Origin of the sequence: Bacillus cereus group sp. BfR-BA-01330 (assembly GCF_022663885.1) — a bacterium.
Lineage (GTDB): Bacteria > Bacillota > Bacilli > Bacillales > Bacillaceae_G > Bacillus_A > Bacillus_A cereus.
Genome location: NZ_JAKUGK010000001.1, coordinates 277651 through 295738, shown reverse-complemented (window position 1 = coordinate 295738; position 18088 = coordinate 277651). Strand labels below are relative to the sequence as shown.

Below are 18088 nucleotides of genomic sequence, written 5' to 3'. Positions count from 1 at the left end.
TTGCAATACATTATATAATTCAATCCACACAACAAAAAAAGACTATCAAAATTGATAGTCTTTAGTCGTCGCTACGCTGCATACCAGTATACATTAATACGAGACGTAATAATTCAAATACCGCTACAGCTGCAGCTGCTACATATGTTAATGCTGCCGCATTTAATACTTTACGAGCTTGCCCATATTCATCTGTTGATACAATACCTAACGCTTCAATTTGTTGCATTGCGCGCTTTGACGCATCAAACTCAACTGGCAATGTAACGAGCTGGAACACAACACCTGCTGCCATTAAAATGATACCTAATAACAATAGTTTTGACATTGTCGCAAATATACCAATCATAATAAATACCCATGATATATTCGATCCAAAATTAGCCACAGGAACTAACGAATGACGAATACGCATAAAGTTATAATCTTGTGCATCTTGAATTGCGTGTCCTACTTCGTGTGCTGCAACTGCTGTACCAGCAACTGAATGTCCATAATAGTTATCTGTTGATAATCGAACCGTCTTAGCGGTTGGATCATAATGGTCTGATAAATGACCTGGTGTTTCTTCTACAGCTACGTTGTATAATCCATTTTCATCTAAAATTTTTCGAGCCACTTCCGCTCCTGTCATACCTGATGTTGAATAAACTTGTGAATACTTGCTATAGGCACTACGTACTCTTGACTGTGCATACAACGGTATGATCATTATGATCGCGAAGTAAATTAAATAAAACATCATGAACCTCCATTGAAGTTTTAATTATAGTACTTCTCATTCTATTTTCTTCTGCCACTATTGTCAATGAATAAACCTTACAATCCATATCTTTATTTATTGCATTATCTATTTTTAGAATGTACATTACTTTTTCTTTTTTCTCTCTCTCCTTTATACTTTCTCCATCCAACATAAGTTAATGTGAATAAAATAAGTCCCCCAGTAATTGTCATAAACCAAATGAGAGAGGGTGCAATTTCATCTTTTTTTACTGTGTGAAATATCTTTTGCAAATCCCCTTTAATAATCCCTAATTGCATTTGGCCGCCTTTCGTTTTTAACATAACGTTACGAAATTCATCTAAATAAGATAAATGAACATTTACACGCTGGACCTCGTTTTCTGGCAAAGCAATCATTAAGCTTGGATAAATAATATTGAATTCATTTAAAAACGTATTTAACGTTTGTTGAAACTGCCCAGCATCTTCTTTTTCCATCGCTTTTTCCATTTGAGAAAAGGCATCCATTACTTTCCTTTCTCTTTCCATCCAAAGTGGTTGATATTTCGATACTTGTGCATCAACAGCAAGTTGTAATGCCAGCACATTATCAATTTTAGCTTGCTTACCTAAACCTTCTTCAGAGAGCGATTGTTGCGCCTTATCGTAAGCTAAAGAAATAACTCTAACTTGATCTGGTGTTACTTCCTGCTTCTTTTCATTCCCCTTTATTAAAAACTGCTCCGAGAAATGTTGTAATACTTGTACCGCTTTTTCATCTTCATTACGCTTCACTAACTGTAACGAGTCGTCTAACAACCCTGTTAGCTCATTCCACTCTTCAGCATATATACGTAACGGAAACATTATAATTAGAAATGCTATCAATCCAATTAATGTTCTCTTCATCCCGGTCCCCCCTTAACTACTAGTACAAAATATGTTAATTTGGACAAGAATAGAACAGAACTAGACCGAAAAATATATTATCGTTTTACAAAGAAAAAAATTCTCTTTAAGCAGAGAATTTTTTCTGTGACATCCTTTTCTTTTTTACGAGATATCTATATAAGCTGTAACAAAGTATACTCCCACCTAAAATGAATAATAAAATAGCACACGCAGCATGCATAAAGAACTCTTCTGGTAACATTAATATAATTGGATCCTTTTCAGGATCAAAAACCCAATAATCATTACTAAATAAAAGTTTATGGAATAATACAAAACTCTTTTCAAAATTAATAGCAATTGGTAACATAAGCGCTATCGGAAAAATGATTGTTAAAATCGATCCGTGCAGTAAAAACTTTTCATTTTTCTTTTTTAATAAATAAATTCCGCCTATCACTGCAATCATAATTGTCGCATACATCACATATTGAATCTTTACTAAAATATTTTTAACATCTACAAAATGAATACGGCCATTTGTGGACATATCTAATGTGGGCAAATGTAATGCTCCGTCATAAAACGGGGATAAATATGTAATAAGCACATCGTAATTTCTTTTAATTTCATCCTTCGTCATATCCGCTAAATCAGGAATATTTAAAAAATCAATTTCAAAATAATACAACCATTTTCCATATACAACTGCCGTTGTTGCGAGTGCAAAAATAGAAAATGCTATGCTATATGAAACAACTAAAGTAATCAATCGATCCAATATTTTTGTACCACTCTTATTTTTCTCCATGTTCTCCCCCTAAATGTTCTAACCATCATAAAGAAAATTGTTTTCTTTGCTCACGTAAGCAACAATAATATGTAATACATAGTACAGCAATACTTAACCAAAACGTAAAATAACCAATTTCCTCTACAAACAAATGCATAATTCCATATCGCGGCATTTGCCAAAATAAATAATCAATTGCATCGTTATGCAACGTCCACACAGCTGCTACTATAAAATGCCATTTTTTTATACGATAGAATGGAGCATATAAAAATCCTTGTATTGCCATCGCGAAGTGCGAAAGCATTAACATGTAGCCCATAAGGCCTATAGGCCCTTTTACGTAAATCATAATCGCGTTTACAACAACAGCCCAAATACCATATTTTATTAAAGTTACAATCGCTAACGCTTCTATTAATCCCCAGTTTCTCTTTGCCAAAAAAGCAATTAAAACAAAGACAAAAAAGAGAGTCGCCATAGGACTATCTGGTACAAACGGGCAAAATATAGGTGACGTTTCTTTCAATTGATTTCCGTACCATATAAATCCATAAATTGTACCTAATAAGTTAACAATTAATAAAAATAATAATACCGAGCGTTGTCTTAACATTGCATACAAGTACACCAATCCGTATGTCCAACACCTTTCAAGCAAAGTAATTCATTCACTAAATCCTACTCTATTATAACAAACTTCATCCAACTAAATAGAAAAGCTGACTACAAATTTTGTAGTCAGCTTTTTTATTATTTTTTATTATACTTTGCAACGAATTCCGAAAGCTTCTTCAGTTCCTCATCCGTACCTTTAAATACACCTTTAGGCATTGAACCTTTTCCCTCTTTCGCAATTTTAGCAATTTCTTCTGGCTTTAAAGTTAAGTTTTGCAGTGCCGGTGCTGCTGCCCCGCCTTGTAAATTGTCACCATGACATGTTAAACAAGTATTTTTTTGCATTAATTTATAGCCATCATCATTTTTATCAACTGGCGCTGTTTTTACAATTGCTCCTTGTTTTTTTGCAGCTTCCCAGTCGTGGTGTGCTACAGATTCCCAAGTTAAAAAGATAATCGATGCAATTGCTAAAAGCATAAATCCAGTTGCCACAGGACGCTTCAATGGACGTCTTTCTGGACCTCGATCAAGAAATGGAGCTAACAGTAATGCTCCAAACGCAATCCCTGGCATAATAAATGCTCCAATTACAGTAAATGAACCGGAAGCATACGAATACTTTAATAACTGATACAAGAATAAGAAATACCAATCTGGAAGTGGTATATATCCAGCATCTGTTGGGTCCGCCATTCTCTCAAGCGGCGACGGATGCGCCACTGTTAAACATAAATAACCGATTAAAAAAACTGCACCAACCATCCATTCTTTTAACAAGAAGTTCGGCCAAAATGCTTCTGTTTTCCCTGGGTATTCAGAATAGTCTTTTGGAATATTTGGTTTCCGAGCTACTGGTACCCGAGAATCTCCTACAAACTTCATCCCTTTGCCGCGATGCATAATCTCCCTCCTTTAGTTCTTTCCCCTTTAATTTAGCAATCTCTTATAGTGGACCGGAAATACCTTGTTTGCGAATCATGATGAAGTGGAAGGCCATTAAACCTAGAAGTGCTGCTGGTAAGAAGAAGACGTGAATAGCAAAGAAGCGAGTTAATGTTTGAGCGCCAACAATTTCGGAATGACCAGCGAGTAATGTTTTAATATAAGGACCAATGAGCGGTGTTTGCTCTGCAATTTGAATCCCTACTTTTGTAGCAAATAAAGCTTTCATATCCCACGGTAATAAATATCCGGTAAAACCAAGACCTAACATAACAAAGAAAATAAGAACACCAACAATCCAGTTTAACTCACGGGGCTTTTTATACGCACCTTGGAAGAAAACTCTGAGTGTATGTAAAAACATCATTACAATTACGAGACTAGCACCCCAGTGGTGCATACCACGAACAATTTGCCCATAAGCAACTTCATTTTGTAAATAGTAAACTGATTCCCAAGCATTTTTAATATCAGGCACATAATACATCGTCAAAAACATTCCAGATAAAATTTGAATTACAGTAACGAAAAAGGTAAGTCCTCCAAAGCAATAGACGAATGCAGAAAAGTGATGTGCCGGGTTTACATGTTCAGGTACTTCATGATCAGCGATATCACGCCATATTGGTGTAATATCTAATCTTTCATCCACCCAATCATAAATTTTATTTAACATCTACTTTGCACCCCCTCTTGGCTTCGCTTTTCCTAGATACAGCGTTCCATCTTTCACTTTAGACTCGTACACATCAAGCGGAGCAAGGGGTGGCGTACCTTTAATGTTCATCCCATCTTTTGTATAACGACCCCCGTGACATGGGCAAAAGAATTGATTCGGATGTGCTTTGTCCGAATTCCAGTTAACTGTACATCCTAAATGTTTACATACTGGAGAGAACGCAACAATGTCTCCGCTTTCATCTTTATGAACCCAAGCTGATTTTGGTTCTTCAGACTTGTACCAACCATCAACCTGCTTCACTTTAAAATCGAAACGCTTCGGCTCTGTTGTAATATCCTTTACTTGCGCAACAGCAACCATATCCGTTCCCGCTTCTTTTCTTAACACCGGATCAAGCGCAAATCGCGTCATCGGCATTAAAATACCGGCAGCCATAAAGCCTCCTACCCCTGTGAGTGTGTAATTTAAAAATTGTCTTCTTGACACGCGATGTTCTTTCTCGCTCACGAAAATTTCCCCCCTCTATCAGAAATTGTCCCCTCGTGATAAATTATATAAAAAATAAAAACTAGGACACTATCATGATATAATACGCTCATGCACAGGTCAATATCATACTACTCATAATAATAAGAACTTTCTGTTTATTATGAGTTTCCCCATTTCTCTTCCAACATCACCATTATATTTTTTATATGTGCATGAATAACTTCTCTTTTTGCTTGATCACTAAATTGTTCTAATGCTAATGAAGGAAACCAAAACAAATCTCCCTGTAACTCTTGCATATCCTCTTTCCATGAAAAATCACTTGTAACATAAGCAATATGCTTAAAACCTTCACTTCGTAAATGATTTGTCCATTCTTGCAAACGACCTTTTTCATTCTTTTGACTTTCTACCAAATACGTAAACGCAGGCAGTAAAAGCACTCTTCCCTTATACTCTCTTTCCAATTCCGTGCTCAACAATTCGATAAATTCACCTTGTTCTACAACCATTTTCATTTCTTTTGCTGCCGAAATTGATAACAGCGGTATTACTCCTGTATCAACATACTCTCTTGCTTGCTCAAACTGTTCCACATCTTTTACAATCCACTTCAAATTCCTTCCCTCCTTCACTTACAAATGACAGAACTTTCACTTTATATATATTAAACCATACTAAAAGAGGTAAAAAAAGAAAAACTACCCAATATAGGTAGTTTTTCTTGATGAAAGTCTGAAATTTGTAAAAATTTATTAATCCAAATAAATTCTATAAAGTTTTTAACTCTGCCGTTAATCTATGAAACGCTTCCTTATCTTGCTTATCTAACGCTTCATCAATTTGTTTCAAAAGGCGTTCTCTCCTAAACGAAAATACACTTTCTTCCAAAAACCTTTCTGCAAGTAAACGATCTTTTTCATTTACTTCAATATGCTTTGGTAGATATGGGTTTTCTTCTAATACAGCTACATAATTCGCATTTTGAAACGATGATTTAAAGTTGAGTTGAATATAAATATCCTCATCTCGATTTAAACGAATATCATGAAACGATTTTTCAGCATCTGTTGTCATAACATTTTGTTTAAAAAAGTGAAACGGTGTGTCTTTCACACAATTCGCTGACATCACTAAGCCACGCGGACAATATTTTGCATGCTCTACGAAGTGGACTTTATGCATCAATTGGTCGTGACTCATTAAATAATTCAGAATCCATACACATTCACGCTGTTTCAGTTGGTAATTATTCAAAAACCATTTTACAAAATCCTTCTTCTCGTTTACAGAAACAGGGGTATTCATAGCAATTAAGTCCCTCCTCTGTCTTTCTCTTTTCTTTTTAGATTCAAGAAGCGGCATTCAGTTTCCTTCCAACTTATGAAAAATCCTCTAAATTATATAACAACTCTTCAATATGAATTTGTGTCGGGTCTAGTTGTAATAACTGGGTAAATACTTCTTTCGCCTCTTTTCGGTTTCCTTCTTCCAATAAGAAATAACCGTACTCTTCTAAGAAGTCTGGATGATTCTTAAAAGAAGTATATGCACTTTCATAGTGTTTTAATGCATCCGAATACATTTCTAATTGTTTTTTTGCATACGCAAGATCCCAAAGTAGTTGTGTATCTGGTTCTCCACTATCAATAGCACGCTCTACAATTGCAATTAACTCTTCGTACTTTTCTTGTTCTTTTAAGATATATGCATATTTTAATGTTCCACCTAAATGCCCTGGATCTAACTCAAGCGCTTTTTGAAGAACTTCCTCTGCTTCTACTATTTTTCCTAATTTCGCCGCAATGTTCGCTAACTCTACATAAAATGGAACTGAAAGCTCATCTACTTTAATTCCTTCATGAAGCGTTTCATAGCTTTCTTGAAGCATTCCTTCTTTTTCATAGCTTTTCGCTAAATACATGTACAGTGATGCGTACTCAGGGTCTAATTCTTTTAGTTCTTGCCAAGCACCAATTGCTCTCTGATATTCTTCACCTTGGTATAATGTGAAGGCATATCCAAATAATGAGTGAATATCTTTTTGTTCCTCTAGGCCTGCTTCATAATAAGAAATCGCTTCTTCCCAGTTTCCGATCGCGCTTAACGTTTCTGCGAGGCGAAGTGCGATCACAACACCACCCATTACTTTATGTTCCGCTAATAGCGATTCATAATAAGTAATTGCCTTTTGTTCTTCACCTTTACTACTATATAATTCTGCTAACCCAAACGTAATAACAGGTTCATCAGGCATCATTTCTTTCGCCTTTAATAGTTTTTGCTCTGCTACATCATCAAAACCTTGCATTTGGAATAAATCTGCAACAAGTAATAACGATTGAACATATAAATCGTCATTTTCTGGAATATCATGAAGCACTTCAATCGCTTCATCTTCTTTATCTAGATCAATATATAATTCTGCTAAAAATACAGTGAATTCACTTTCTTCTGGATACAGTAAACGTAAGTCTTCAGTAATTGCTAATGCCTCATCTGTAAATCCAAGTGTATGATAGTAACGAGCGATATCATACTTCTCTTCATCATTCGCAATTTTTAATTGTTCTTTTAATAATTGTAATCCTTTTTCTGCTTCACCATTTTCAATATATGAAACAGCTTGTTCAAACTTTTGCATAAACGTCTCCTTTAATTCTAAAAAATATTCTCTTCTGTTCATTTATCATAAGCAACTCACTGTTAGAACGCAACCTTTAGAATGAGCATGCTTCTTCTTATACTTCTTCCTACAGAGTAGTTAATTGTTCAAAAGGTTCGGATATGACACCGATACCTTATCATCATCTTCTATTGTACCGCTTTCTTTTATGACCGTGCAAATAACTTCTCTCACTAATTATCAAGCCATACAAACCGTGGTTTACAGAATAACTTAATTAGCAGTCTTCAACCTTTATTTTGAATGCGATAAAAAAGGCTCCTATAATAGGAGCCTTCACAATCTCTTAAGAATATGTTTCTTCTTTCTGTACTTGCTCATTTACAAGCTCTTTCAGTAACTCTATAATTTCATCATTTTCTTCCTTCAAACCGACAGTAATACGAATACCATCATCGATACCAAATGCAGCACCAGAACGAACGATATATCCTTTTTTCATTAATCGTTCGAAAGCTTCATTACCTGGTATACCGAGTTTTAAGAAAATGAAATTTGTTTGAGATGGATAATAGAATACGTTATATTCTTTACAAAATGCATAATACTGATTTAAACCTTCAGCATTCTTTTGCACACAATCTTGTAAAAAAGCTTGATCTTCTAATGCAGCGAGTGCTACAGATTGGGCTACAGTTGATGTATTGAATGGTAACCTAGCTACTTCTAGCTGTCCGATTAACTTCGCATCCCCAATCGCATATCCGATACGAAAAGCAGCTAAACCATATGCTTTTGAAAACGTGCGTAAAACCATAAGATTTTCATACTTTTCAAGAAGTGGTAATGTTTGCGGATAGTCTTCTGCTTCCGCGTATTCATAATATGCTTCGTCCATAATAACGAGAGCCGACTTAGGAACTGATTCTAAAAATGAAAGTAATTTTTGTTTCTCAACATATGTACCTGTTGGATTATTCGGATTACAAATCCATACAATTTTCGTTTTCTCATCTACTTGCTCTAGCATTGCATCTAAATCGTGAATACCATCTTTAAGTGATACTTCACGAACTTCTGCTCCTTCAATAACAGCATGGTGATGATATTGTGAAAACGTAGGATTCGCCATTACAACGTTTGTTCCTTCATGTAGTAACGCTCGGCTAATCATTTGAATGACTTCATCTAATCCACTACCAAATAGTAGTTGTTCTGCTTTTACACCTAAATGTTCCGCTATTTTTGTCCGAAGTTCAAAGGCATATCCATCTGGATAAAGGGCATATTGGCTCGCTAAAGAAGTTAATGCTTCTGTCACACGTGCTGAGCAACCGAATGGATTTTCGTTGGATGCTAATTTCACAATTTTTGATAAACCATATTCTCGTTTTACTTCTTCAATGTTTTTCCCAGGCACATACGCTCTCAAAGTTAACAATTGCTCTTTCACTCTCATTTTTCTTCCCCCAGTCATTTCATTCAATTTGATTACAATACGGTTATAGCCCCTTACTGTAATCTTTTGTCATAACCGTCACTATTACGAGAATACCTCTAAATGAGCACTTCACAGCACTTCGCTATCATTTTAAACCATATCTTTTTGAAATGCCTCTAACGCAATATGAACAGTCTCATCTGAAATAGATACGACATTCACTACCCCATATTCCTGCATAAGCACCATATGAATTGCTCCTGCATTTGCTTTCTTATCTTGTTTCATCAATTGAACGAGGCGCTCTACATTCAAATCTCCTGGCATTTTTGGATAGCCGTATTTCAAGAACCACTGCTTCATATCTTCATAAGCAAGATCAACCTTGTACACTTGCTCACTTAAAAATATGGCGAATAACATTCCAACCGCTACACCGTCACCGTGAGTAATATTTCCATACCCTAGCTCTTTTTCAAGAGCATGTCCTAACGTATGTCCAAAATTCAAATGAGCACGTACACCCTTCTCTGTTTCATCTTGTGACACAACATTTGCCTTTACAGGAATCGCCTTCGTTAATATATGGATTAACTTCTCATCATGAAGATCCGCTAATGTTTGCACTTCTTCTTTTAACCAATAGTATAGCTCCACATCACCGATAAGAGCATGCTTTATCACCTCTGCATAACCTGAACGCCACTCTTTTTCAGGAAGAGACTGTAAAAACGGTGTATGATATACAACTGCTTCTGGCTGATGGAATGCACCAATCATATTTTTACCTAACGGATGGTTAATCGCTACTTTCCCACCCACTGCGCTATCGTGCGCTAATAAAGTTGTCGGAACCTGCACAAAGCGAATACCACGCATAAACGATGCAGCAACAAAACCAGCTAAATCTCCAATCATTCCGCCTCCAAGTGCAAGAATTAAAGAATTTCTATCTAATTTATTTTCAAGAGCTGACGTATGAGCCGCATAGAAATTTTCGAAAGACTTCTCTTTTTCGCCACTTGGTACAACAAACGAAAACACGTGCTGCTCTACTTGTAATGCATCGATAACTGTCTGTAAATGTAGTGATGCAACAGCTTCATCTGAAATAATCATTACGTTAGATACCGCTGGCTGCATATTTTGAACGATCGTTGTTAAGTTTGACAACACTTCTTTACCAACATGTACATCATATTCTTTTGATTTCGTTTGAATATGTATGTTTCCCATTAAAATCCCCTCGCATATTCATTATGTTTCTCAATATTTTCACGAATTAGTTCCATACGATCTAATCCGAATTGTTCTATTAAAGCTGTCGCTAATTCCCAAGCCACAACCGCTTCTGCAACGACACTAGCTGCTGGCACTGCACAACTATCTGAACGTTCAATGCTCGCTGTAAAAGGCTCTTTCGTATCAATATCTACACTTTGAAGAGGTTTATAAAGTGTAGGTATCGGTTTCATCACACCGCGCACAACAATTGGCATTCCAGTCGTCATACCGCCTTCTAATCCACCTGCATTATTTGTTCTTCGTGTATATCCATGCTCCTCATTCCACAGAATTTCATCATGAACTTCACTTCCTGGTCTATGCGCTGCTTCAAAACCAATTCCAATCTCGACACCTTTAAAAGCATTAATACTCATAATTGCAGCTGCTAATTTCGCATCCAGTTTTCGATCATAATGCACGTAGCTACCTACTCCAATTGGCATCCCTTCCACAATTACTTCAACGATTCCACCAATTGAATCACCATTTGCTTTCGCATCATCAATCGCTTTCATCATTTGGTTACCAGCTTCGTCATCTAAGCAACGTACAGGAGATGCTTCGGTAATACTCTTTAATTCTTCAATTGAACTATACGTAATCTCCTTAGCTTGTACACCGCCAATTTCAATTACATGGCCCGCTACTTTAATACCAAGTTCTGCTAACACCTTTTTAGCAACCGCACCAGCAGCAACACGCACCGTCGTTTCGCGCGCTGACGAACGTTCCAGTACATTCCTCATATCTCTATGACCATATTTAATCGCACCGTTTAAATCAGCATGCCCAGGCCTTGGTTTTGTCACTTTCCTTTTCATCTCTTTTTCTTCTTGCTCAGTTAAAGGCTCCGCCCCCATAATTTTTGTCCAGTGTGCAAAATCACGATTTTCAACAACAAGTGCAATAGGGGAACCTAATGTTTCTCCATGTCTAACACCACTTAAAATTTGCACTTGATCCGTTTCAATTTGCATGCGTCTACCGCGCCCATATCCCTTTTGCCTTCTAGCTAACTCTTCGTTTATATCATCTGCTACTAAAGACAATCCTGCCGGAACACCTTCTATAATCGTTGTAAGTTGTGGACCATGAGATTCACCAGCTGTAATATATCGCATACGTTATTCCTCTTTTCGTATATGTATTTATCTCACTATATTAACTTTTATCATTCTAAAAATATTAAAGAAATTATATCATAAATCGACCATTTTCTTATTCTATATTTCCGATAGTCCTAATTTAAATATCAATATATCATAACAGTTCAAACTTCGTAACTAACTGAAAATAAAAAAAGTGCAAGAAGAATACCCCTATTCTCCTTGCACTTTTTACTATTATCACAGTGATTAAAGCGTTTACAAATTATTTCAAAATAATTAGTAAATCCATTCATTCATTAATTTTGAGTAGTCAACTAATTCTTCTTCTTTAAAGAAAATAGCAATCTCGCGCTCTGCGCTTTCTAAAGAATCAGAACCATGGATAATGTTTTTCGCAACAGTTACACCGAAATCTCCACGAATTGTTCCAGGAGCTGCTTCATGTGGTCTTGTTTTCCCCATCATGTTACGAGCTGTATCTACTACACCTTCACCTTGCCATACCATTGCGAATACAGGTCCAGATGTAATAAAGTCTACTAACTCACCAAAGAAAGGTTTTTCCTTATGCTCAGCGTAGTGTTGTCCAGCAATTTCTGGAGTGACTTGCATTAATTTTGCACCAACTAATTGAAAGCCTTTTTTCTCAAAACGAGCTACAATTTCCCCAATGAAGGCACGTTGTACACCGTCTGGTTTTACCATTAGAAATGTTTTTTCCATAAAAAATCTCTCCACTTCTGAATTATGTATGTAATTGTATATCCCCACACACATATTATCACCCTTATCACAATTGTGCAATAGTTTTGAAATAGAGAGATTATTTTATTTTTTAGAATAAACCTTAAAATTTTCGTTTTCCAATATACTTTGCAACATTTTGTAATGCGTACTTTGCTTTTCCACGTGGGAGTGGTTTTATTATTTCTAAAGCTTTATGTAAATAACGTTCACTAAACGCAAATGCTTGATCAATTGCTGTACTATTTTTTACAGCATCAATAATTTCTTGCATTTCACTTGCTGTTGAATTTTCATGTACAGATGTGATTTTCTGACGAAGTACGGGATCTTCCATCGCATATAAAGCAGGAAGTGTAATATTCCCTTGTAGTAAATCCCCACCAGCAGGTTTTCCAAGTTTCTCTTCTGTAGAAACGAAGTCTAAAATGTCATCAATAATTTGATAAGACATTCCTACAAAATACCCATACCAAAATAGACGATTTACCGTATCACGATTAGCACCAGCAGCAATCGCTCCCAATTGACAACTCGCGGCAATTAATAATGCTGTTTTTCGCTTTATTCTTCTTAAATACGTTCTTAAATTTTGGTCATAATTGTATTTATCTTTAATTTGTTCAATTTCACCTTTACAGACTTCTAAAATAGTATGTGATAACGCTTGATGTGCCTCTGGAATTTCGATATTGGTTATACATTCAAGAGACTTAGCGAACAGATAGTCCCCTGTATACATCGCAATACGATCTCCCCATTTCGCATTCACAGTCGCACTGCCGCGTCGTAAAAATGCAGCATCAATAACATCATCGTGAACAAGAGAAGCCATATGAATAAGTTCTAACGCAACAGCAACATGCTTAATCGCATCTAACTTATAATCTCCAAATTTCCCTGCAAGCAACACAAATACAGGACGAATTCGTTTCCCACCAGCTTCAATAAGCTGTAATGCTGCCTCTTCTACTAATGGCTGTTCAGAAGCGACTGTCTTTTTTAATTCTTTTTCTATCACATTAATATCCGATCGTAAAAAAGAGTACATAAGTTGTAACTTCATATTGTTCACCTTAACCTAAAACTTCTTTTTTCTATTTTGATTCTGGTTTAATTCCTAAATGCATTGCTGCTACCCCAAAAGTAAATGGTTTCACTTGCACACGTTCAAGTCCAGCTTGCTCAAACATTTGAGCCAATTCTTTCATCCCTGGGAACGTACTAGCAGATTCTTGAAGCCATGAATATTCTTTATAACTTTTCGCAAACATCTTTCCAAATAACGGCATGATATATTTAAAGTATAAAATATACCCTTGTCGAAAACCAATCATTGTTGGTTGAGATGTTTCTAAACAGATTACTTTTCCACCTGGTTTTACTACACGCGTCATTTCTTTTAATACGTGCATATAATCCGGTACGTTACGTAAACCAAACCCAATCGTCACATAATCAAACGTATTATCTTCAAACGGAAGTTCCATTGCATTCCCATGTAGAAGTTCTACTTGTTTTAATTGTAACGCCTCTACCTTTTGCTTACCAACAGATAACATATTTTCACTGAAGTCTAAGCCAACAACCTTTCCTTGCTCACCTACGGCTCCAGCTAGCGCAATTGTCCAATCTGCGGTTCCACAGCATACATCAAGTGCTTGACTGCCTGGTTGTACATCCATAATTCGCATCGTTTCTTTCCGCCACGCTTTATGTCTTTGAAAACTAATTACAGAATTCATCACATCGTATTTATCAGAAATCTTTTCAAATACGTCATGTACTCTTTCTTCTTTTGATTGTTGCATGCTCGTACCTTCTTCCAATGTAAAATTGCTTATGTCTTCTATTTATTCCTTAACACAGAATTTATTTCATTTATGTCTGTGTGATTTTCTAAAAATTGTTTTTCTTTCTTTCTCAATTCCTTCATCCAACCATTAATCACTACTTCTGCTTTATCCCCTAAAGCATCTTGCATAGCTTGAAAAACAGGTGAATGTTGCTTATCAGCATACAATTGAATTTCTTTTTGAAGGCGATTTCCACCTAATACGTATGTGATAAATGGCTTCCAATGTGATAACTGAAAATGATCACATGTTTTTTGAAGGAGCGCAGACTCAATCGTTACTATGCTTTTCATTATGTCATCCGTCGTTTCATGCGCTTTTTGGTATAACATAATTTTGTGTTCATTTATCTCTTTAATTCCTTCAGCAAGTGCACGAATTAAAACAATATCACGATTCATAGACAATAAATAATAATATAGTCCACTATAGTAATCGCCTGCAAGTACTGTTAATTGACGACATTTATGGAATTCAATCTCTTCCTCGCCTGCTTTATTTGATACCCTTTCATGCGTATCAAGCGCAATTTGTACAAGCATAATTGTTACTACGTAATGCTCAATTTGTTCTATATGTAAGTTTGCACTCTTTAAAGCACCATATAACAATGCTATCTTTTCTTCATCAATAAATGGTTCTTCAATATAGTTTATAAAATAAGGATGGCGTAATTTCTCCATCAATTTTTCTTTTATACCCGCATACCCTCCGTAGATGTCACACACAAAAAATCACCCTTGTTTTCTAATTCATAAAACTTATTATAACACATACACTCTATTTTCTATAACCAAAACTTGGCTACACCTACCATTCATGTAAGCAATCTTTCTAATCTCACTCTGTCTAGTTAAAACTATATCATTTATTTACTAAAAAAAAAAAAGAAAAGCAGTTTCCCGCTTTTCTTTACTTCGTTTTAATAAACGATAAAATTTCACTGCGCGCTGCAGCATCATTTTCAAGCACACCACGCACTGCTGTCGTTACTGTTTTCGCACCTGGTTTTTTCACACCACGCATCGTCATACACATATGTTCTGCTTCTACTACTACCATTACACCATGAGGCTCTAGTACTTCCATAATAGAGTTCGCTACTGTTGATGTAATACGTTCTTGCAGTTGTGGGCGACGTGCAATTGTATCTACGGTACGAGCTAATTTACTTAACCCTGTTACCTTTCCACCTTGCGGAATATATGCAACGTGAGCAACTCCATAGAATGGTACTAAATGATGCTCACACATCGAATAAAATGGTATATCTTTTACTAGTACAAGCTCTTCGTGATCTTCTCCGAATACTTTATGCAAATGCTCTTTCGGATCTTCATGCATACCTGAGAACACTTCTGCGTACATTTTTGCAACACGCTTTGGTGTATCAAGTACTCCCTCACGATTTGGGTCATCCCCAATCGCCTCTAAAATAAGGCGTACTGCATGTTCAATTTGTTCTAAATTAACTTTTGCCATCCGCTAGCCCTCCCGAAAACCTAAAAGTGATACGAACACATTCTAGCATATTTATGTTTTTAAAAGCAAAAAGAAGAGTTCCCAAAAAGGAAACTCTTCTTCCCTGTTAATATGTAAGGATTATTTAACCGCATCTTTTAACGCTTTACCAGGTTTGAATGCAGGTACTTTACTTGCAGCGATTTCAATCTCCTCACCTGTTTGTGGGTTACGACCTTTACGAGCCGCACGCTCACGAACTTCGAAGTTACCGAATCCGATCAGTTGTACTTTATCACCTTGTTTTAAAGCTTCTAAGATAGAATCAAAAACAGCGTCTACTGCTTTTGTTGCGTCCTTTTTAGAAAGGGAACTTGCTTCTGCAACAGCATTGATTAAATCTGTCTTGTTCATGCCATTCACCTCCTCCCAAAGATAAGACTGTATAATGATCATAAAATGAGTCTTACTTTCATTTGTAGGCAATTTTTGCAAATTCTATACTACAAAGATGTAGATAAATCATTATCAACGCCTATATTATACGATTCTCCTTTATAATTCAATATTTTTAAGGAAATTGTTACTCTTAAAATGTGAAAATCTGATGAAACTTGACAATTTACAACAATGTATTAGATAATGACTGTTTATTTTTCTATTTTATAATCAAAAAAAACAAAAAATCCCTCTACAATGAGAGGGATTTTTTCTTATAGTATAATCGCAATTAATCCGCCAGATCCTTCATTAATAATTCTTTCTAGCGTTTCTTTTAATTTATATCTAGCATTTTCTGGCATTAAAGATAATTTCGCCTGAATTCCTTCTCGAACAATCGAGCTAAGTGAACGTCCAAATATATCAGAATTCCAAATTGATAACGGGTCATCTTCAAAATCTTGCATTAAATAACGAACTAATTCTTCACTTTGCTTTTCAGTACCAATAATCGGCTCAAACGTTGACTCTACATCTACTTTAATCATATGAATAGATGGCGCTACCGCTTTTAACTTCACACCAAACCTTGAACCGTGACGAATAATTTCTGGCTCATCTAAGCTCATATCCGCTAATGCAGGTGCTGCTACACCATATCCTGTTTGCTTAACCATACGCAGTGCATCCGCCACTTGATCGTACTCTATTTTCGCATGAGATAAATCGAGCATAAGCTTTAACAAATGATCTTTCCCTCGAATTTCTACTCCTACTACTTCTTTTAAAATCTGATCATATAATTCATCTGGCGCATATAAATCAATCTCCGCCACACCTTGCCCCATATCAATGCCAGCTAGGCTCGCTCGATCAATAAATTCATATTGACTAAACTGCCAAACAACGCGATCCACATCACGAAGACGTTTTATATCCTTCACAGTTTCTTGAACTGCTTCTTGATAACTTTGACGCAACCAATGCCCTTCATTTAGCACCATTACCCAACTCGGAAGGTTCACATTCACTTCTAATACAGGGAATTCAAATAGCGCTTCACGAAGTACATTATATACATCTGTTTCTCTTAAACTCTCCACACTCATTGCAATAACCGGGATATCATATTCTTCTGATAAACTTTGGCGTAATTGCTCTGTATCTGGATGATACGGCTGTACCGTATTAATTATCATAATGAAAGGTTTTCCTACTTCTTTCAACTCATTTACAACGCGTTCTTCTGCCTCTATATAATCTCTTCTTGGAATTTCACCAATTGTTCCATCTGTTGTAATTACAACACCAATTGTTGAATGTTCTTGAATTACTTTACGCGTGCCGATTTCTGCAGCTTCATGGAATGGAATAGGTTCTTCATACCAAGGGGTATTAATCATACGCGGGCCATTCTCATCTTCATAGCCCTTCGCTCCAGGAACCGTATATCCAACACAATCTACTAATCGAATATTCACTTCAAGTCCTTCATCTACTTCGATAGAAACCGCTTGGTTTGGAACAAACTTCGGTTCCGTCGTCATAATTGTACGACCAGCAGCACTTTGAGGCAATTCATCCTGCGCTCTTTGACGGTCAGACTCATTCTCAATATTTGGAATAACTACAAGTTCCATAAATTTTTTAATGAATGTTGATTTCCCTGTTCGAACAGCTCCTACAACTCCAAAATAAATATCACCGCCTGTTCGTTCTGCAATATCTTTAAAAATATCTACCTTTTCCAAGTGATTCCCTCCCTCAAAATTTTTGGGAATAATTCCGCGTTTATAGTCAACTAATACCTTCTCTAACGTTGCCTATAATATCTGATATAATATAATGGTATTCTAGAAGTTCGGACAATATATCATATAATTTTGTCCAATTTCATATGACTATTAAAAAATATCTTTTGTTTGCATCGTAAGTTGTATAACATAAAAAACCTTTCTTCTAGAACTTATTCACTAAAA

20 protein-coding genes are annotated in these 18088 nt (G+C 36.0%); all 20 read right to left on the bottom strand.

Features of this window, described 5'->3' with window-relative positions:
- Positions 1–61 precede the first annotated feature (61 nt).
- On the bottom strand, positions 62–745 hold the full coding sequence (locus tag MR112_RS01620; RefSeq protein ID WP_011109966.1) for a zinc metallopeptidase: 684 nt from the start codon (positions 743–745) through the stop codon (positions 62–64).
- Between the two features lie 101 nt (positions 746–846).
- Positions 847–1635, bottom strand: a complete 789-nt coding sequence (ypjB, locus tag MR112_RS01615; RefSeq protein WP_000831584.1) for a sporulation protein YpjB — start codon at positions 1633–1635, stop codon at positions 847–849.
- Between the two features lie 106 nt (positions 1636–1741).
- Positions 1742–2428: a lipoprotein intramolecular transacylase Lit gene (gene lit / locus MR112_RS01610; RefSeq protein WP_000414378.1), complete on the bottom strand. Its 687-nt coding sequence runs from the start codon at positions 2426–2428 to the stop codon at positions 1742–1744.
- 25 nt (positions 2429–2453) lie between these two features.
- Entirely contained in the window at positions 2454–3044 is a 591-nt protein-coding gene (gene lhaT / locus MR112_RS01605) for a lipoprotein heptaprenylglyceryl N-acetyltransferase LhaT (protein WP_242244733.1), read from the bottom strand.
- A 119-nt stretch (positions 3045–3163) separates the two neighbouring features.
- Positions 3164–3931, bottom strand: coding sequence for a menaquinol-cytochrome c reductase cytochrome b/c subunit (gene qcrC, locus MR112_RS01600; protein ID WP_000554603.1), 768 nt, complete (start codon positions 3929–3931; stop codon positions 3164–3166).
- A gap of 43 nt (positions 3932–3974) precedes the next feature.
- Positions 3975–4649: a menaquinol-cytochrome c reductase cytochrome b subunit gene (gene qcrB / locus MR112_RS01595; RefSeq protein WP_000932700.1), complete on the bottom strand. Its 675-nt coding sequence runs from the start codon at positions 4647–4649 to the stop codon at positions 3975–3977.
- On the bottom strand, positions 4650–5162 hold the full coding sequence (gene qcrA, locus MR112_RS01590; RefSeq protein WP_001290420.1) for a menaquinol-cytochrome c reductase iron-sulfur subunit: 513 nt from the start codon (positions 5160–5162) through the stop codon (positions 4650–4652).
- A gap of 140 nt (positions 5163–5302) precedes the next feature.
- Entirely contained in the window at positions 5303–5761 is a 459-nt protein-coding gene (locus tag MR112_RS01585; RefSeq protein ID WP_000871313.1) for a YpiF family protein, read from the bottom strand.
- 154 nt (positions 5762–5915) lie between these two features.
- A complete protein-coding gene (locus tag MR112_RS01580; RefSeq protein ID WP_001095925.1) occupies positions 5916–6452 on the bottom strand; it encodes a ReoY family proteolytic degradation factor in 537 nt (178 codons plus the stop codon).
- A 73-nt stretch (positions 6453–6525) separates the two neighbouring features.
- Positions 6526–7788, bottom strand: coding sequence for a tetratricopeptide repeat protein (locus MR112_RS01575; protein WP_242244732.1), 1263 nt, complete (start codon positions 7786–7788; stop codon positions 6526–6528).
- 328 nt (positions 7789–8116) lie between these two features.
- Positions 8117–9229 (bottom strand): histidinol-phosphate transaminase, encoded by a 1113-nt coding sequence (hisC, locus tag MR112_RS01570; protein WP_001264019.1) that lies wholly within the window; start codon positions 9227–9229, stop codon positions 8117–8119.
- Between the two features lie 132 nt (positions 9230–9361).
- Positions 9362–10447, bottom strand: a complete 1086-nt coding sequence (gene aroB / locus MR112_RS01565; protein WP_226369084.1) for a 3-dehydroquinate synthase — start codon at positions 10445–10447, stop codon at positions 9362–9364.
- A complete protein-coding gene (gene aroC / locus MR112_RS01560; RefSeq protein WP_001269384.1) occupies positions 10447–11619 on the bottom strand; it encodes a chorismate synthase in 1173 nt (390 codons plus the stop codon). The genes aroB and aroC overlap by 1 nt, the downstream gene beginning before the upstream one ends.
- Positions 11620–11883: 264 nt before the next feature.
- On the bottom strand, positions 11884–12330 hold the full coding sequence (gene ndk, locus MR112_RS01555; RefSeq protein ID WP_000415883.1) for a nucleoside-diphosphate kinase: 447 nt from the start codon (positions 12328–12330) through the stop codon (positions 11884–11886).
- A gap of 124 nt (positions 12331–12454) precedes the next feature.
- Positions 12455–13417 carry a heptaprenyl diphosphate synthase component II gene (hepT, locus tag MR112_RS01550; protein WP_000776077.1) on the bottom strand — a complete coding sequence of 321 codons (963 nt, stop codon included), beginning with the start codon at positions 13415–13417 and terminating at the stop codon, positions 12455–12457.
- 31 nt (positions 13418–13448) lie between these two features.
- Positions 13449–14162 carry a 2-heptaprenyl-1,4-naphthoquinone methyltransferase gene (gene menG / locus MR112_RS01545; RefSeq protein ID WP_001187674.1) on the bottom strand — a complete coding sequence of 238 codons (714 nt, stop codon included), beginning with the start codon at positions 14160–14162 and terminating at the stop codon, positions 13449–13451.
- Positions 14163–14200: 38 nt separating this feature from the next.
- Positions 14201–14935: a heptaprenyl diphosphate synthase component 1 gene (locus MR112_RS01540; protein WP_000332847.1), complete on the bottom strand. Its 735-nt coding sequence runs from the start codon at positions 14933–14935 to the stop codon at positions 14201–14203.
- A gap of 184 nt (positions 14936–15119) precedes the next feature.
- Positions 15120–15689, bottom strand: a complete 570-nt coding sequence (folE, locus tag MR112_RS01535; protein ID WP_001151482.1) for a GTP cyclohydrolase I FolE — start codon at positions 15687–15689, stop codon at positions 15120–15122.
- A gap of 120 nt (positions 15690–15809) precedes the next feature.
- Positions 15810–16082 carry an HU family DNA-binding protein gene (locus tag MR112_RS01530; protein WP_001043860.1) on the bottom strand — a complete coding sequence of 91 codons (273 nt, stop codon included), beginning with the start codon at positions 16080–16082 and terminating at the stop codon, positions 15810–15812.
- 299 nt (positions 16083–16381) lie between these two features.
- A complete protein-coding gene (gene spoIVA, locus MR112_RS01525; RefSeq protein ID WP_000416519.1) occupies positions 16382–17860 on the bottom strand; it encodes a stage IV sporulation protein A in 1479 nt (492 codons plus the stop codon).
- Positions 17861–18088: the final 228 nt, after the last annotated feature.

Coding starts and splice junctions, on each gene's coding strand:
- MR112_RS01530 (WP_001043860.1), bottom strand. CDS start 16,082: ATGAACAAGACAGATTTAATCAATGCTGTTGCAGAAGCAAGTTCCCTT.
- hisC (WP_001264019.1), bottom strand. CDS start 9,229: ATGAGAGTGAAAGAGCAATTGTTAACTTTGAGAGCGTATGTGCCTGGG.
- MR112_RS01620 (WP_011109966.1), bottom strand. CDS start 745: ATGATGTTTTATTTAATTTACTTCGCGATCATAATGATCATACCGTTG.
- ypjB (WP_000831584.1), bottom strand. CDS start 1,635: ATGAAGAGAACATTAATTGGATTGATAGCATTTCTAATTATAATGTTT.
- qcrC (WP_000554603.1), bottom strand. CDS start 3,931: ATGCATCGCGGCAAAGGGATGAAGTTTGTAGGAGATTCTCGGGTACCA.
- folE (WP_001151482.1), bottom strand. CDS start 15,689: ATGGCAAAAGTTAATTTAGAACAAATTGAACATGCAGTACGCCTTATT.
- qcrB (WP_000932700.1), bottom strand. CDS start 4,649: ATGTTAAATAAAATTTATGATTGGGTGGATGAAAGATTAGATATTACA.
- MR112_RS01580 (WP_001095925.1), bottom strand. CDS start 6,452: ATGAATACCCCTGTTTCTGTAAACGAGAAGAAGGATTTTGTAAAATGG.
- aroB (WP_226369084.1), bottom strand. CDS start 10,447: ATGGGAAACATACATATTCAAACGAAATCAAAAGAATATGATGTACAT.
- lit (WP_000414378.1), bottom strand. CDS start 2,428: ATGGAGAAAAATAAGAGTGGTACAAAAATATTGGATCGATTGATTACT.
- aroC (WP_001269384.1), bottom strand. CDS start 11,619: ATGCGATATATTACAGCTGGTGAATCTCATGGTCCACAACTTACAACG.
- MR112_RS01575 (WP_242244732.1), bottom strand. CDS start 7,788: ATGCAAAAGTTTGAACAAGCTGTTTCATATATTGAAAATGGTGAAGCA.
- hepT (WP_000776077.1), bottom strand. CDS start 13,417: ATGAAGTTACAACTTATGTACTCTTTTTTACGATCGGATATTAATGTG.
- menG (WP_001187674.1), bottom strand. CDS start 14,162: ATGCAACAATCAAAAGAAGAAAGAGTACATGACGTATTTGAAAAGATT.
- ndk (WP_000415883.1), bottom strand. CDS start 12,330: ATGGAAAAAACATTTCTAATGGTAAAACCAGACGGTGTACAACGTGCC.